The sequence below is a fragment of the Solibacillus sp. NPDC093137 genome (assembly GCF_050280445.1).
Taxonomy (GTDB): domain Bacteria; phylum Bacillota; class Bacilli; order Bacillales_A; family Planococcaceae; genus Solibacillus; species Solibacillus isronensis_B.
Genome location: NZ_JBNNVH010000010.1, coordinates 21,972 through 37,485, shown reverse-complemented (window position 1 = coordinate 37,485; position 15,514 = coordinate 21,972). Strand labels below are relative to the sequence as shown.

Here is a 15,514-nt window from a genome sequence, read left to right as displayed (position 1 = left end):
GGTCGCATGAAATGGAAGCGCAGTGAACGCCTTGTGGATATGACTTATTATCTACTTGAGCATCCACATCAGTTGATCCCGCTAACTTATTTTTCTGAGCTTTACAGTTCTGCAAAGTCTTCAATCAGTGAAGATTTAACAATTGTAAAGGAAACATTCGAAGAAAAAGGAATTGGGCTTTTAATTACCGTACCTGGTGCAGCGGGCGGTGTTAAATATATCCCTAAAATGGCGGAACAAGAAGTTCGTGATATAATTGGGGAATTTATGGGGGAACTTTGTCAATCCGATCGCTTATTACCTGGTGGCTATTTATTTATGACGGACCTTTTAGGAAATCCGGAATTGATGAATCGCGTTGGTAAAGTATTTGCGAGCGTGTTTGCAGATCGTCAAATTGATGTCATTATGACCGTGGCGACAAAGGGAATTTCAATTGCACATGCGATTGCAAGACATTTAAATGTCCCGGTTGTTGTTGTACGTCGTGACAGCAAAGTGACTGAAGGTTCAACGGTGAGTATTAATTATGTATCAGGATCATCTCGTCGTATTCAAACGATGGTTTTATCAAAACGTAGTATGAAAAGTGGGCAGCGTGTATTAATTACCGACGATTTCATGAAAGTCGGAGGCACGATGAATGGTATGAAGAACTTACTGGAAGAATTCGAATGTGAGTTGGCAGGTATCGCTGTATTAGTAGAAGCACAGCATGCTGATGTTACATTAGTAGATGATTACTATTCTTTAGTAAAACTACAGGAAGTAAGTGAGAAAGATCGCACAATTGCATTAAGTGAAGGTAATTTTTTTCAAAAGGAGAGAAATTAAAATGAAAACAGTTTCAACAACAAATGCACCAGCAGCAATCGGTCCATATGCACAAGGTATTGTAGTAAATAACATGTTTTATTCTTCTGGCCAAATTCCACTGACAGCTTCAGGGGAACTTGTAGAAGGGGATATCGAAGTACAGACAAACCAAGTATTCGAAAACTTAAAAGCTGTTTTAGCAGCAGCCGGTTCTTCTTTAAACCAAGTTGTTAAAACAACAGTATTTATGAAAGATATGAATGATTTCGCTATAATGAATGAAGTGTATGCTAGTCATTTTGGTGAGCACAAGCCAGCTCGTTCGGCAGTAGAAGTTGCACGTTTACCAAAAGATGTAAAAGTTGAAATTGAAGTAATTGCCTTAGTAAAATAATAATTTCTTAGTTCTAATTTTGAATAAACTTGTTTATAGCTTAAATCCACGGCTTTCTAATTATAGAAAAGACGTGGATTTTTTTTACTAAAAAAATATTTTGACTCTATTTACAGCAGTTATTAAGAAAAATCTCATAAATAAGTAGAATATTTAGTTTATTTTAATAATTATAAAAATTGTAGATAGAAAAAAATTACATTATATTGTATTCTATTGATAAATGATGTATTTTTAGAAATTTACTGGATGATAGAAGGATTATATTCTTTCATCCCGAATACTAAAGATTACGCATCAAACTACAGGGGGTATAAATAATGGAAGTAACTGACGTAAGACTACGACGTGTTCAAACAGAAGGACGTATGCGTGCAATTGCCTCAATTACGCTAGATGATGAATTTGTCATCCATGATATTCGTGTAATTGATGGAAATACTGGTTTATTTGTAGCTATGCCTAGCAAAAGAACACCAGATGGCGAATTCCGCGATATTGCACATCCGATTAATTCGAATACGCGCAATAAAATTCAAGAAATCGTTTTGGAAGCTTTCCATGCATCTGCTGAGGAAAATACAGAGGAAACCTTGGAGCTTGAAGAAGTGAATGTTTAATATTAATTAGGGTCACTCATATGAGGGGGCTCTTTTTTTTATGAATTATTTTCTACGCAGAAATGTTCTATAACAGAAAAGTAAAAAGAACAATAAGGTCGAAAATATACTGATTATTTACTTTTTAACGTAAAATTTTGCTGAATTAGTACACAAAAGAAAATGTGTCAAACTATTATAGATATTTTAAATTCAAACATTTGTCAAGTCTGAATACCTTGAAAAGATTATGAAATTGCTTTATAGTCATAAGAGAAAAAGAGCTAAAATGGAGGACTTGTAATATGACGAATATTTTTGCGGTCGTGCTAGCGGCTGGTCAAGGTACACGAATGAAGTCCAAATTATATAAAGTGCTTCACCCAGTATGCGGAAAGCCAATGGTGGAACATGTAATCGATCATATCAGTTCAATAAATGTTGAGCGTGTGGTAACTGTTGTAGGACATGGTGCAGAGCTGGTAAAAGAAACACTTGGAAATAAGAGTGAGTATGTTTTACAAGAAGAACAACTAGGTACAGCGCATGCAGTTCAGCAAGCTGAGCCGATTTTAAGCGGACTTAGCGGAACTACACTTGTCGTATGTGGTGATACTCCTTTAATTCGCCCTGAAACAATGCAGGCACTGCTTGATCAACATGTATCTCAAAATGCAAAAGCAACTATTTTGACAGCGGTTACAGATGACCCGACTGGCTATGGTCGTATTTTACGTAACGAACATGGACAAGTGTCGCAAATTGTTGAACAAAAAGATGCTACATCTGAACAGCAGCTTGTGAAAGAAATTAATACAGGCACATACTGCTTTGATAATGAAGCATTGTTTGAAGCACTTAAGCTCGTTAAAAATGAAAATGCACAAGGTGAATTCTATTTACCGGATGTTATTGAAATTTTACAAAAGCAAGGTGAAACAGTTGCAGCATATGTAACAGAAAACTTTGATGAAACGCTAGGCGTAAATGACCGCTTTGCACTGTCTCAAGCAGAGGAGCTTATGCGTGCACGTATTAACGAACGTCATATGCGCAACGGTGTAACGATTATTAATCCGATTTCTACACATATTAGTGCAGACGCAGTAATCGGAAGTGATACGGTTCTTTTACCTGGAGTGATCATTGAAGGAAAAACGGTTATTGGCGAAGATTGTAAAATTGGTCCGAATAGTCATATTGTGGACAGTCAAATTGGTAATGCAACAACGATTCATAGTTCAGTTGTGCTAAACAGCCAAGTCGGCAACGAAACAGCAGTAGGTCCGTTTGCACATTTACGTCCGGAATCTTCATTAGGAAACCATGTGAAAATTGGTAATTTCGTTGAAGTGAAGAAGAGTACGTTAGGTGATGATACGAAAGTGTCTCATTTAAGCTATATTGGCGATGCAGAAGTCGGCAGTAACGTAAATATTGGCTGCGGTTCAATTACTGTTAACTATGACGGTAAAAACAAATATAAAACAACTATTGAAGACGATGTATTCATTGGATGTAATTCGAACTTAGTTGCTCCGGTAACATTGAAAAAAGGTTCTTTCATTGCTGCAGGATCAACAATTACTAAAGAAGTTCCGGAAGATGCATTGGCGATTGCACGTGCTCGTCAGGAAAATAAATTAGGCTATGTGAGTAAATTAAATTCAAAATAAAATTAACTAAAATACAGGAGGCCATCATGCCGTATCAATACGCTGACTCAAAATTAAAAATCTTCTCATTAAATTCTAACAATCCACTTGCCAAAGAGATTGCCGATGAAATGGGTCTAGAACTAGGGAAATCATCTGTTAAACACTTCAGTGATGGAGAAGTCCAAATTAGCATTGAAGAAAGTATTCGAGGAATGGATGTATTTATCGTTCAATCTACTTCTGCACCTGTTAACGAGCATTTAATGGAACTTTTAATTATGATTGATGCTGTTAAACGTGCTTCTGCTCGTACAGTAAACGTTGTTATGCCTTACTATGGCTATGCACGTCAAGACCGTAAAGCAAAAGCGCGTGAACCAATCACTGCTAAATTAGTAGCAAACTTACTTGAAACTGCCGGTGCAACTCGTGTAATTGTATTGGATCTACACGCACCTCAAATTCAAGGTTTCTTTGATATTTTAATCGACCATTTAGTGGCTGTACCGCTACTTGCCGAACATTTCGGAACAAAAGGATTTAATGAAGAGGAATTAGTTATTGTTTCTCCAGACCATGGTGGTGTAACACGTGCGCGTAAATTGGCAGAGCGCTTAAAAGCTCCGATTGCTATTATTGATAAGCGTCGTCCAAAACCAAACGTGGCAGAAGTAATGAACATTGTTGGTAATGTAGATGGTAAAGTATGTATTTTAATCGATGATATTATCGATACGGCCGGTACGATTACGATTGGTGCAGAGGCATTAATTAAGAGCGGTGCTAAAGAAGTTTACGCATGTTGTTCACACCCTGTATTATCAGGTCCAGCAATTGAGCGTATTGAAAATTCTCCAATTAAAGAATTAGTTGTAACAAACACAATTCAATTATCTGAAGAAAAACTTTCTCCAAAAATTCAGCAATTATCAGTTGCGAAATTAATGGCAGATGCAATCTCTCGTATTTATGAAAATAAATCTGTTAGTACGTTATTTGACTAATCAATAGCAAAACAGCTTGGGAATTTTATTTCCTAGGCTGTTTTTTTATTTCCTAGTATCTTTATATGCAAATATTTGCAAAAAATCTGACAATTGATTATGTTTAGGGTGGACAAAGATAGGGTAAATGTATCTTTGTATAATTATTTAAGGGGGACGATGGAATATGACTACAGTATTACAAGCAACGAAGCGAGAAACTGGGAAACGTTCGTTATTAACCCAACTTAGAAAAGAAGGCCAACTGGCAGGTGTGCTGTATGGCTATGAAACTGAAACAACACCAATTTCGTTGGATTATAGAGACACTGCTAAAGCAGTTCAAACATATGGTTCAACAAGCGTGTTTAAAATTGAAGTAGGCGGGAAAAGAGTAAATGCAGTACTTACTGATATCCAGCGTGATGCACTAAAAGGACATGTGAAGCACGTTGACTTCCTTGCTATCAATATGAAAGAAGAACTCGAAGTGGATGTTCCAATCGCATTTATCGGAACTTCAGTTGGTGTAAAAGAAGGTGGAGTAATTACTCAACCTAACCATACATTGAAAATTAAAGTGAAGCCAAGTGAAATTCCAGACACAATTGAAATCGATGTATCCGAATTAGCAGTTGGTGAATCGTTATCTGTGGGTAATGTTCGTGATCAATTTACAGCCTTTACAATTGTAGATAATGATGACTATACATTAGCAACGGTAACACCGCCAGCAGCACCAGTTGAAGATGTTGATGCAGATGCAGATAATGTAACAGCCGATGATCTTGATGCAACGGGAGAAAAATTATCGCCTGAAAAACCAGGTAGAGAAAATTAAGCAATTGGACAGGCCGCTCTATTATATAGAGCGGTTTTTTAATGTAAAAAAATACTTCGACATACGAAAGAAAATAAGTATAATAATATGGAGATGAGTAAATATTAAGAAAAATTAGAGGACTTTATGAGAACACATAATGAAAAAATGAGTATTTACCATGGGATGGCATCTGCTGTTGCACAAAATACTTCAAACAGCTACATTCCGATTTTTGCAATGACGATTCTTGGTGCGACAAATTATCAGGTCGGGTTGATCAGTTCTTTGCCGCCTTTAATTACATTGTTAATGACGTTGCCGGCTGCCATTTTACTTAACCGTGCATTCGAACAAAAAAGGCTCGTTGCTTTCTCCGTATTGGCAGCACGCTTTGTTTTCCTGTTAATTGCCTTTATTAGTTATGTACCAGGCAGTTTTGGTTCATGGTTGCTGCTTGGCCTGATTGCTGCGATGAGTGTACCGAATACGATGGCTAATATGGGCTGGCAGTCTTTTATCGGCAATATTATTGAGGAAACGCGTCGAGCGCAGTTTTTCAGTGACCGTAATCGCTTGCTGACAGTTGTAGGCCTATTTGTTACATTAACGATTGGCATTGTTATGAAAGACATGACCGCTAATCGGATAGCTTATCAAATACTATTTATGTTTACGTTTGTTGTCGGGGTTGTTGAACTGTATTTTTTATTAAAGCATGATGAACCGGCACGTGAACTGAATGTAGAAAAGAAACGTGCAATGGATTGGTCGATTTTTAAAAACAATAAATATGTCCTGTTTTTAATTGTTGCGCTCGTTTTTAACTTTGGCTGGCAAATGGCATGGGGTGTTTTTAATATTTATAATGTTCGTTATGCAGAAGCAACAATCTTCTGGATTAGTATGTTCAATGTGGCAAATATGATTGCCCAAATTATTTCGTTTTCTCTTTGGCGTAAATGGTCGCAAAAATATGGCAATATGAGTGTATTCGTCTGGGTTGCTTTTGGTATGTCGACAGCACCATTACTGATGGTTTTATCGACTAACCTGTATTATTTAGTCGCGATGTCCTTTCTTTCCGGTTTGTTTGTTTCAGGAACGGTTTTAATATTATTTAATTTATTGCTGGAAAATTCACCGCAGGAAGTCCGTACATATTGTATTACAACTTATAATGTGCTGCTGGCAGTCATCGCATTTTCTTCTCCACAGATCGGAATTTGGCTGCTCGAAACATACTCGATGGAAACAGCGATGTATTTATCGACAGCAGTTCGCTTTTTCGCAGCAGTAGGCTTCTTAGTGCTCTTCATTGTAAGGAAAATGCGCGAGAAATCATTGGCACAATACTAGAGGACGATACATACTTTTCAGGAGCATATATGATAAAATAAAGGCGATTAGAGAAAAAGGATGCGATTACTAGTGAAATTAATTATTGGTTTAGGAAATCCGGGAAAACCATATGAACATACACGCCATAATATAGGTTTTGATGTGATTGATGAATTAGCCAATCGATGGAACGCACCATTAAATCAAACTAAATTTAATGGTATGTATGCAACGGTTCATCGTCCTGAAGGAAAAGTCATTTTATTGAAGCCGCTAACATATATGAACTTATCAGGAGAATGTGTTAGACCTCTAATGGATTATTTTGATATAGAAATTGAAGATATTATTGTTATTTATGATGATTTAGATCTGGAAACGGGTAAGTTAAGATTACGCGGCAAAGGAAGTGCTGGTGGACATAACGGGATTAAGTCATTAATTCAGCACTTAGGGACACAGGAATTTAATCGAATTCGTGTCGGAGTTAGCCGCCCGCCGGCAGGTATGAAAGTGGCGGATTACGTATTGGCCAAATTTTCAAAAGAGGATCAGCCAATTGTAAAAGAAGCTGTCGAAAAGAGCTGTGATGCTGTGGAGACAGCTTTAACAAAGCCGTTTTTAGAAGTGATGAACAAATTTAACGGCGCATAAATTAATCAAAATATGGTTAGACTTTAATATACATAAGTGTTTAAAGGAGGCCATGGGAGATGCCTGTACGCTACCGCTGTAGACATTGTGAGGTAGAGATTGGTACTTTGCCTTTCGATGCAGAAGAAACGGTTCAAAAGCTTCATTTGTTTGAAATAGGTGAAATCGATGAATTTATTAAAAAAAATGAGCGGGGAGAAACGACCGTTTACAGCATTTGTGAACATTGTGAAGATTCATTGCGTCAGTTTCCCGATTACTATGCGTTAAAAAGATGGTTACAGTAGAGGAGTTGCTTTGGTCGCATAAACTGCGCCAAGGCTTTTTCCATTTCCGTTTTCATTTATCGAAAAAGAGAAGGGGGACTAGACGTGGATACGATTCATCAAATATTTAAAAAAGATAAACAGATTGATAATATGATAGAGCAAATTCAAAAGAATCAAGCAAACGATCACCTTATTACGGGGTTAACGGGAAGTGCAAGACCCGCATTGATTCATACAATCTATCAAGAGACAAATAAATCGATTTATATCGTGTCCTCAAACCTATTGCAGGCGCAAAAGTTAGTAGATGATTTGACTGCATTAGTTGGTGAAGGGCATGTTCATTATTACCCTGCTGAGGAGTTTATCGCAGCCAATATGACGACTTCTTCCCATGAGCTGCGTGCACAGCGTATTGCTACATTAGGGCGTTTAGTCAATCAGGAACGCGGAATCTATATTATTCCGGTTGCAGGTATGCGCAGTATGCTAAGCTCACCTCAAAAATGGCTTGGATACGAACTTTACACTTCTTTAGGCCAAGATGTGGACATCAATATTTGGTTAGATAAGCTTGTCGAAATGGGCTATACGAGAAGTGAAATGGTTACAACACCAGGTGAGTTTGCGATGCGCGGCGGAATTTTGGATATTTATCCGCCATATGCACAAGATCCGATTCGTATTGAGTTATTTGATACGGAAGTGGATTCGATTCGTACCTTTTCCGCCGATAATCAGCGTTCAATTGAAAAATTAAATGAAATTAAAATTTTCCCTGCCACAGAGCTTCTTTTAACGAAAGAAGAGCGTATAAAACTTGCAGAACGCCTGGAAGTGTCATTGGCAGCTAGTTTAAAAAAGGTGCGCAAAAAGGAAACCCAGGAATTGCTCATGCAAAATATTCAACATGATATTGAGCTGCTGCGTCTTGGTCATCTGCCGGATCATATTGCAAAATATGGCTCGCTTTTATTTGAACAGCCGTTTTTTTTAGGTGATTACTTTAAAGAGGATGGTCTTGTTTTATTTGATGAATTGGGCCGTATCCAGGAAGTGATGGAAGCCTGGGAACGTGAAGAAAATGAATGGTTTATTTCATTAATTGAAGGGGGCAAAATGCTTCACGATGTAAAGCCATCCCATTCATTAAAAGAAGTGCTTTCAATGCTGAAACAGCAGAAAATGTATTTCGCATTATTCACAAGAACATTTGCCGGCATTACCCTTAAAAAGACAATCAACATTTCCTGTAAACCGATGCAGCAGTTTCACGGACAAATTGCTTTACTACAAAATGAAATTGAACGTTGGTCAAATGAAAAGTTCGTCGTATTATTTACGGCCAATTCTGAAAGCCGGATAAAGGCGATGCAAAATTTACTGGATGATTATCATATTGCTTCAACAATCGGTTATGCTGATGCACCAGGTATTTATTTAGTCAATACGGCATTGTCGTCAGGTTTTGAGCTGCCGTTACAGAAAATAGCGGTTGTTACGGATGATGAGCTTTTTAAACAACAGGCGAAGAAAAAATCACGGCCACAGCAGATGACAAATGCTGAGCGAATAAAGTCATATACCGAAATTAAATCAGGCGATTATGTTGTACACGTACATCATGGTATCGGGAAATATATTGGCATCGAAACACTTGTTGTGAATGGTACGCATCAAGATTATTTGCATGTACGCTACCGTGAGGACGATAAGTTATATGTACCTGTAGATCAAATCGAACTGATTCAGCGTTATGTGCCATCAGGTGAAAAAGAACCGAAACTTCATAAACTCGGCGGCACGGAGTGGAAGAAAACACATAAGAAAGTTTCGAATGCAGTACAGGATATTGCGGACGATCTAATCAAACTTTATGCAAAGCGCGAAGCGGAAAAAGGTTATGCCTTTTCTCCTGATTCCGATGAGCAACGAAGCTTTGAGGCTGCTTTCCCATACGAGGAGACAGAAGATCAGTTACGCACAATCGCTGAAGTGAAAATAGATATGGAACGGGAACGTCCAATGGATCGACTTGTTTGCGGGGATGTAGGATACGGAAAAACAGAAGTTGCCATTCGAGCTGCATTTAAAGCTATTTTAGATGGCAAGCAAGTTGCCTTCTTAGTGCCGACTACCATTTTGGCGCAACAGCACTATGAAACGATCTCGAAGCGCTTTGAAGACTATGCGATCAATGTAGGTCTGCTCAGTAGGTTCCGCTCCAAAAAACAGCAAACAGAGACGTTAAAAGGTCTAAAAGAAGGAACAGTAGATATAGTGATCGGTACACACCGTATTTTATCGAAGGATGTAGTGTATCAAGACCTAGGATTGCTTATCGTCGATGAGGAGCAGCGTTTCGGTGTTACGCATAAAGAAAAAATTAAGCAGCTTAGAACGAATGTCGATGTACTGACGTTAACCGCAACACCAATTCCGCGTACACTGCACATGTCAATGGTAGGAGTGCGTGACCTGTCGGTTATCGAAACACCGCCACAAAACCGCTTCCCTGTCCAAACGTATGTAATGGAACATAACGGAGCGCTTGTACGTGAAGCAATTGAACGTGAAATGGCGCGCGGTGGACAAGTGTTTTATTTATATAATCGAGTAGAGGATATTACAAGAAGAGTAGAAGAAATTCAGATGCTTGTTCCGGATGCACGAGTTGCCTTTGCGCATGGCAAAATGACAGAGGCAAAGCTTGAATCGGTTATTTTATCGTTTATAGAAGGTGAGTATGATGTACTTGTCACAACAACGATTATCGAAACAGGTGTAGATATTCCAAATGTAAATACTTTAATTGTTCATGATGCGGATCGTATGGGTCTTTCCCAGCTGTATCAGTTGCGAGGACGTGTAGGGCGTTCGAATCGTATTGCCTATGCGTATTTTATGTATGAACGTGATAAAGTTCTTACTGAAGTGGCCGAGCAGCGTTTGCAGGCAGTAAAAGAATTTACGGAATTAGGATCAGGCTTCAAAATTGCGATGCGTGACTTATCGATTCGTGGTGCCGGGAATTTACTTGGTGCTCAGCAGCATGGCTTTATCGATTCAATCGGTTTTGATTTGTATTCACAAATGCTGGAAGAAGCAGTTGAAGAACGTCGTACCGGTGTGAAGAGAGAAGAGAAGCAAGATGTAGAGATTATGCTGCATATTGATGCTTACATTCCAGACGCGTATATTCCGGATGGCTACCAGAAAATCCAGATGTATAAACGGATTAAGGCGATGGAACGCATCGAGGATTATTTGGAAATTATCGATGAACTGCAAGACCGTTTTGGAGATTTACCAGTTGAAACAGAGCGTCTGATGCGCGTGGCCCGTATGAAAGTTTGGGCGAAAGAGGCAGATGTGCTTTCAATAAAAGAAAAGCAGCAGGTTGTATCTATTATTCTTTCAGAGGAAGGAACAGCCAATACAAACGGTGCGCAAATCGTTGAGCAATCAATGGAGTTTGGTCGTGCGGTCGGTTTTGGAATGGAAGGAACACAGCTAGTAATTACAGTAGATTACAATAAGTGCGGGAAACACCTGCCATTTGATGTAGTAGAAAAAATGATGCAAATTATTGCGTCTGCAAAAAAAAATTCATAAAAAAAGAGAGGGAATATTAAAAGTTTGCTGCTTTTAACATTTCCTCTCTTTTCGTTTGGATAAAGAGAATGAATTATAAGAAAGTTTGTTGCACACTATAATGTACTCCGTTCGAATAATTTAAGCGTTGAAGCAATTCTTCGCGGTTACGGTGTTCTTCGCGTATTTCTAATAACTGTTTTTCTCTTGTCGTGGAAGCAGAAACTAAATCACGCTGGCCATTAGGCTTTTCTAAGTAACGTTTAAAAATGCCGTTTTCAAATTTTGAAACAGCTGTAGACCGTTCCTTCGATAAATCCGGGTAATAGGCTAAATGTGTGCCTGCATAATATTGATGCTGGCGATATGCATCCGGTGTTGACGTAATACGATCGACTCTTACCATTACTGCACCTCCAAAAAGATTGTTTTATTTTGTCTATTGCCTTTTTCATAAAAACAAAACATAAAATGAAAGAAAACGTTGTAATTTCCTATAACAGATTTTAAAAAATAGGTACTTCATCATATTTGAATCAGCATATACGAAATATTATTTTATCCTTTTCGAACAATGCATAGTTTCATGTATTTCTTTCCATACTAGGAGCATCATGCTGTGAATTGATGGAAAGTGAGGGAACATGAACGATGAAAGCAACAGGAATAGTTCGCCGCATCGATGATTTAGGTCGTGTTGTTATCCCAAAAGAAATCAGAAGAACACTTCGCATCCGTGAAGGGGATCCCCTTGAAATTTATACGGACCGCGAAGGAGAAGTGATTTTAAAGAAGTATTCGCCAATTAATGACTTAGGCGAATTCGCACAACAATATGCGGAATCATTATTTGAAACATTAGGTACCCCGACATTAATAAGTGACCGAGATGAAGTAATAGCCGTTGCAGGCGTTTCGAAAAAAGATTATGTGGCGAGACGTTTAACAGTATTTGCAGAAGATATTATCAAAAACAGGTCACCTGTAAGTGAGAAGCTGGAGATGTCGATTGAACTTGTAGCAGGACAGTATGAACAAGTGAAATCGTATTGCATCGTACCGATAGTTTCGAATGGAGATCCGATTGGTGCTATTTATTTAATATCACGGGCCCATTTTATCGGTGAAGTCGAACAAAAAACTGCTGAAACAGCAGCCAACTTTTTAGCTAAGCAAATGGAAAACTAAAATCACTTCAAAACGTCCATATTAATGGGCGTTTTTTTAATTCCTCGCGTAAAATTAGCAAATGGTTTTCATGATATAATTAGTACATTGTATGAAATAGAGGAAGGAAATAGAATGACTTCGCAAAGTTATGGTATGAAAAATTATATGAAGGGCGCTCTTCTTCTGACAGTAGCGGCGCTATTAGTAAAAATATTAAGCGCCATCTACCGGGTTCCTTATCAAAACTTAGTAGGTGACCAAGGGTTTTATGTGTATCAGCAAGTGTACCCGTTTATCTCATTTTTTGTCGTATGGACATCAAGTGGATTTGCTGTTGCCATTTCCAAAATGCTCGCTGATATTGAAGGGCGTGGTGGTACATACGAAGAAAGACGATCTGTATCGCGCATTATTTTTTACTATTTAACAGCATTGGCCATTATCTTCTTCTGTCTGTTATTTTTTGGTGCGCAACCTTTAGCTAATTTGATGGAAGATTCTCAGCTGGCAGGATTATTGCAAGTTGGCTCATTTATTACGTTATGTATGCCACTGCTTGCTGTTTTAAAGGGCAATTTCCAATCGGAAAGTAAGATGCAGCCCGTTGCCTATGCTCAAGTGTTCGAACAAATGATTCGGGTATCAATTATATTAGTCGGAACAATTGTGTTGCTGCAGTATACACAATCTGTTTACGCAGCAGGGAAAATGGCGATGCTCGGTACAGTTGTCGGGGAAATAGCAGGTATTGTTCTGCTGCTCTACTTTTTGAAACGGCAGTATCAGCCTTCAGGGAAAATAGTGCGTGTAAAAATTTGGCCGATTTTAAAAGAGGTCACATTATACAGTATCGCGATCAGTATGAGTGCGCTGCTATTATTATGCTTCCAGCTTGTAGATTCCTTTACGATATATAAAATGCTTGTCCAATCGGGAATGCCTACAGTAGAAGCGATGGAAGTGAAGGGGATTTATGACCGCGGGCAACCGCTTGTGCAGCTTGGAATCGTTATTGCTACATCTTTATCGCTGGCCATTGTGCCGCTTGTTGCATTAAAGGCAAATCAGCCTAATGGTCGCGGTGCAAAGCCGTTTATCCAATTAACTTTCCGGAGCTCCCTCATATTCGGAGTTGCTGCGGCACTCGGATTGATACTTGTTATGCCTTATGTGAATCAAATGCTGTTTAAGACGGATGCCTATTCAAATGTGTTGAAACTTTATTCGTTTCAAATTATTCCGTTATCGATTATTTTAACGTTTACAGCGATTTTACAGGGCTATAGCAAATTAAAGGGGCCTGCCATTTTTTTAGGATTCGGAATCGTATTAAAATGTATAGGGAACATTATTTTAATTCCTCATTATGATGTGTTGGGCGCGGCAATAGCGAGTAATATCGGTCTGATTTTTACAGCTGCTGCACTTATAATTTATTTAAAAAGACTGACGTCGATCCGCCTGGCGAATCGTTCGTTTTATAGAAAACTGGCCATTGCCTGCCTTGTCATGATCGTCGTCGTACAAGGTGCTGTATACAGCTTAAACAGCTTGTTTACCGGCTTGTTTAGTCGCTTTGATGCACTTATTTACAGCGGTGTGCTTGTCATGCTTGGCGCAGGGACTTTTATTACAGCAGTCGCAAAAATGCGTGTATTAACTGAAAAGGATTGGTTTTTAATCCCGCTCGGCAGGAGAATGGCTGCATATCAACTATTGTTAAATCGAAAGAAGTAGGTGTATAACTTGAATCAATTAACTGTTATTGGCTTAGGAGCAGCCGATTTTGAACAAATGCAAATGGGTGTTTATAAAAAAATTAAAGCAGCCAAAAAAATATATGTCCGAACAGAGGACCATCCTGTCATCCAGGACTTAAAACTGGAAGGAATCGAGTTCACGAGCTTTGATGATGTGTATATTAAACATGGCTCGTTCGGTCCCGTTTATGAAGAAATTGCAATGCGTCTTATTGAGGCTGTAGCAAAAGAGGACATAATGTATGCTGTTCCGGGACATCCGCTCGTAGCAGAACAGACCGTCCAGCACTTAATTGAAGCGGACTGCAACGGGCAGATTAAGCTTGTAATCGAGGGCGGGCAAAGCTTTTTAGACCCGATTTTCGGCGCTTTAAAAATTGATCCGATTGAAGGGTTTCAGCTATTGGATGGGACGAGCATGTCTATCCATGATATGAACATGCGCCAGCACATTTTGATTGCCCAAGTGTATGATTCGTTCAGTGCGTCAGAAGTAAAGCTCACATTAATGGAAAAATATCGTGATGACTACCCGGTAACGATTGTTACAGCAGCGGGGTCTATACAGGAGTCATTGCGTACTGTGCCGCTTTATGAGCTTGATCAGGCAGCAGAGATCAATAATTTAACGACGGTATATGTGCCGCCTGTTCAATCTGATGAGGAGGCATTACGGGACTGGACAACATTCCGTCAAATCATTGCAACGTTGCGTGGCCCTGACGGCTGTCCTTGGGATCAGAAACAAACGCATGAATCATTGAAAAAATACTTATTGGAAGAAACACATGAGTTTTTAGCAGCGGTCGATGCCGAAGATGACTTTGCTATGGTTGAAGAGCTCGGCGATGTCCTTTTACAAGTGTTTTTACATGCCCAAATAGGGGAAGATAACGGGTATTTCACATTGGAAGAAGTGCTTGCATCGATCAGCGAAAAAATGATTCGCCGTCACCCGCATGTTTTTGGGAATGTGACTGCAGAAGATGCGGAAACTGTAGTAGCCAATTGGGAAGAAATTAAAAAGCAGGAAAAAGGCCATGTAGATGACGAACAATTATTAAAGAACGAATATAGTCCGTACTCATCACTTCAAACATCGTACAACTATCAGAAAAAAGCGGCGACAGTTGGTTTTGATTGGCCAAATGCTGACGATGCATGGGAGAAGTTTACGGAAGAATGGCAAGAATTCCGCGAAGAAATAACGCAAGGTAACGATATAAGCCGTACTGATGAATTCGGGGATGTATTATTCACACTTGTGAACATCGCACGCTTTTATAAAATTTCACCTGAAGAAGCGATGCTACATGCCAACGAAAAATTTGCACGTCGCTTTCATTTCGTTGAGCAAAGTGTAGCTAAGAGCGGCAAGAAGTTCAGTGATTTTACATTAGAGCAGCTGGATGCATTTTGGAATGAAGCAAAACAACTGGAAAAAGGGGAGTAATGG

General features: G+C 38.9%; 14 protein-coding genes. 13 read left to right on the top strand and 1 reads right to left on the bottom strand.

Going from position 1 to position 15,514, the window contains the following annotated elements:
- Window positions 1–6: 6 nt before the first annotated feature.
- From purR to mfd, 10 genes are all read left to right on the top strand, one after another.
- A complete protein-coding gene (gene purR, locus ACQKN3_RS19545) occupies window positions 7–834 on the top strand; it encodes a pur operon repressor (protein ID WP_251691551.1) in 828 nt (275 codons plus the stop codon).
- A 1-nt stretch (window position 835) separates the two neighbouring features.
- Window positions 836–1,210, top strand: a complete 375-nt coding sequence (locus ACQKN3_RS19540) for a RidA family protein (RefSeq protein ID WP_251691549.1) — start codon at window positions 836–838, stop codon at window positions 1,208–1,210.
- 320 nt (window positions 1,211–1,530) lie between these two features.
- A complete protein-coding gene (gene spoVG / locus ACQKN3_RS19535; protein WP_008408289.1) occupies window positions 1,531–1,830 on the top strand; it encodes a septation regulator SpoVG in 300 nt (99 codons plus the stop codon).
- Window positions 1,831–2,114: 284 nt separating this feature from the next.
- Entirely contained in the window at window positions 2,115–3,485 is a 1,371-nt protein-coding gene (gene glmU / locus ACQKN3_RS19530; RefSeq protein ID WP_427714213.1) for a bifunctional UDP-N-acetylglucosamine diphosphorylase/glucosamine-1-phosphate N-acetyltransferase GlmU, read from the top strand.
- 26 nt (window positions 3,486–3,511) lie between these two features.
- Complete coding sequence (locus tag ACQKN3_RS19525; protein ID WP_079523132.1) at window positions 3,512–4,471, top strand: ribose-phosphate diphosphokinase; 960 nt, start codon at window positions 3,512–3,514, stop codon at window positions 4,469–4,471.
- Window positions 4,472–4,637: 166 nt separating this feature from the next.
- The gene (locus ACQKN3_RS19520; protein WP_251691545.1) at window positions 4,638–5,291 is read left to right on the top strand and encodes a 50S ribosomal protein L25/general stress protein Ctc; all 654 of its coding nucleotides are present in this window, start codon (window positions 4,638–4,640) and stop codon (window positions 5,289–5,291) included.
- A gap of 126 nt (window positions 5,292–5,417) precedes the next feature.
- Entirely contained in the window at window positions 5,418–6,629 is a 1,212-nt protein-coding gene (locus ACQKN3_RS19515) for an MFS transporter (protein WP_251691543.1), read from the top strand.
- Between the two features lie 72 nt (window positions 6,630–6,701).
- A complete protein-coding gene (gene pth / locus ACQKN3_RS19510) occupies window positions 6,702–7,265 on the top strand; it encodes an aminoacyl-tRNA hydrolase (protein WP_039967424.1) in 564 nt (187 codons plus the stop codon).
- 59 nt (window positions 7,266–7,324) lie between these two features.
- A complete protein-coding gene (locus ACQKN3_RS19505; protein ID WP_079523129.1) occupies window positions 7,325–7,552 on the top strand; it encodes an anti-sigma-F factor Fin family protein in 228 nt (75 codons plus the stop codon).
- A gap of 84 nt (window positions 7,553–7,636) precedes the next feature.
- Complete coding sequence (gene mfd, locus ACQKN3_RS19500) at window positions 7,637–11,149, top strand: transcription-repair coupling factor (protein ID WP_427714207.1); 3,513 nt, start codon at window positions 7,637–7,639, stop codon at window positions 11,147–11,149.
- Between the two features lie 73 nt (window positions 11,150–11,222).
- Here the strand turns inward: mfd and ACQKN3_RS19495 are convergent, their stop codons facing one another.
- On the bottom strand, window positions 11,223–11,534 hold the full coding sequence (locus tag ACQKN3_RS19495; RefSeq protein ID WP_251691539.1) for a hypothetical protein: 312 nt from the start codon (window positions 11,532–11,534) through the stop codon (window positions 11,223–11,225).
- Window positions 11,535–11,779: 245 nt separating this feature from the next.
- On the opposite strand from ACQKN3_RS19495, the gene spoVT reads away from it, so the two are divergent.
- From spoVT to mazG, 3 genes are all read left to right on the top strand, one after another.
- Window positions 11,780–12,316 carry a stage V sporulation protein T gene (spoVT, locus tag ACQKN3_RS19490; RefSeq protein ID WP_251691537.1) on the top strand — a complete coding sequence of 179 codons (537 nt, stop codon included), beginning with the start codon at window positions 11,780–11,782 and terminating at the stop codon, window positions 12,314–12,316.
- A 114-nt stretch (window positions 12,317–12,430) separates the two neighbouring features.
- Window positions 12,431–14,035 carry a putative polysaccharide biosynthesis protein gene (locus ACQKN3_RS19485; protein ID WP_427714203.1) on the top strand — a complete coding sequence of 535 codons (1,605 nt, stop codon included), beginning with the start codon at window positions 12,431–12,433 and terminating at the stop codon, window positions 14,033–14,035.
- Between the two features lie 9 nt (window positions 14,036–14,044).
- Window positions 14,045–15,511, top strand: coding sequence for a nucleoside triphosphate pyrophosphohydrolase (mazG, locus tag ACQKN3_RS19480; RefSeq protein WP_427714200.1), 1,467 nt, complete (start codon window positions 14,045–14,047; stop codon window positions 15,509–15,511).
- Window positions 15,512–15,514 lie beyond the last annotated feature (3 nt).

Excerpts from the sequence above, each read along its gene's own strand:
- ACQKN3_RS19520 (WP_251691545.1), top strand. The coding sequence starts at position 4,638 with ATGACTACAGTATTACAAGCAACGAAGCGAGAAACTGGGAAACGTTCG.
- spoVT (WP_251691537.1), top strand. The coding sequence starts at position 11,780 with ATGAAAGCAACAGGAATAGTTCGCCGCATCGATGATTTAGGTCGTGTT.
- purR (WP_251691551.1), top strand. The coding sequence starts at position 7 with ATGAAATGGAAGCGCAGTGAACGCCTTGTGGATATGACTTATTATCTA.
- glmU (WP_427714213.1), top strand. The coding sequence starts at position 2,115 with ATGACGAATATTTTTGCGGTCGTGCTAGCGGCTGGTCAAGGTACACGA.
- ACQKN3_RS19540 (WP_251691549.1), top strand. The coding sequence starts at position 836 with ATGAAAACAGTTTCAACAACAAATGCACCAGCAGCAATCGGTCCATAT.
- ACQKN3_RS19505 (WP_079523129.1), top strand. The coding sequence starts at position 7,325 with ATGCCTGTACGCTACCGCTGTAGACATTGTGAGGTAGAGATTGGTACT.
- ACQKN3_RS19515 (WP_251691543.1), top strand. The coding sequence starts at position 5,418 with ATGAGAACACATAATGAAAAAATGAGTATTTACCATGGGATGGCATCT.
- spoVG (WP_008408289.1), top strand. The coding sequence starts at position 1,531 with ATGGAAGTAACTGACGTAAGACTACGACGTGTTCAAACAGAAGGACGT.
- ACQKN3_RS19495 (WP_251691539.1), bottom strand. The coding sequence starts at position 11,534 with ATGGTAAGAGTCGATCGTATTACGTCAACACCGGATGCATATCGCCAG.
- ACQKN3_RS19525 (WP_079523132.1), top strand. The coding sequence starts at position 3,512 with ATGCCGTATCAATACGCTGACTCAAAATTAAAAATCTTCTCATTAAAT.
- ACQKN3_RS19485 (WP_427714203.1), top strand. The coding sequence starts at position 12,431 with ATGACTTCGCAAAGTTATGGTATGAAAAATTATATGAAGGGCGCTCTT.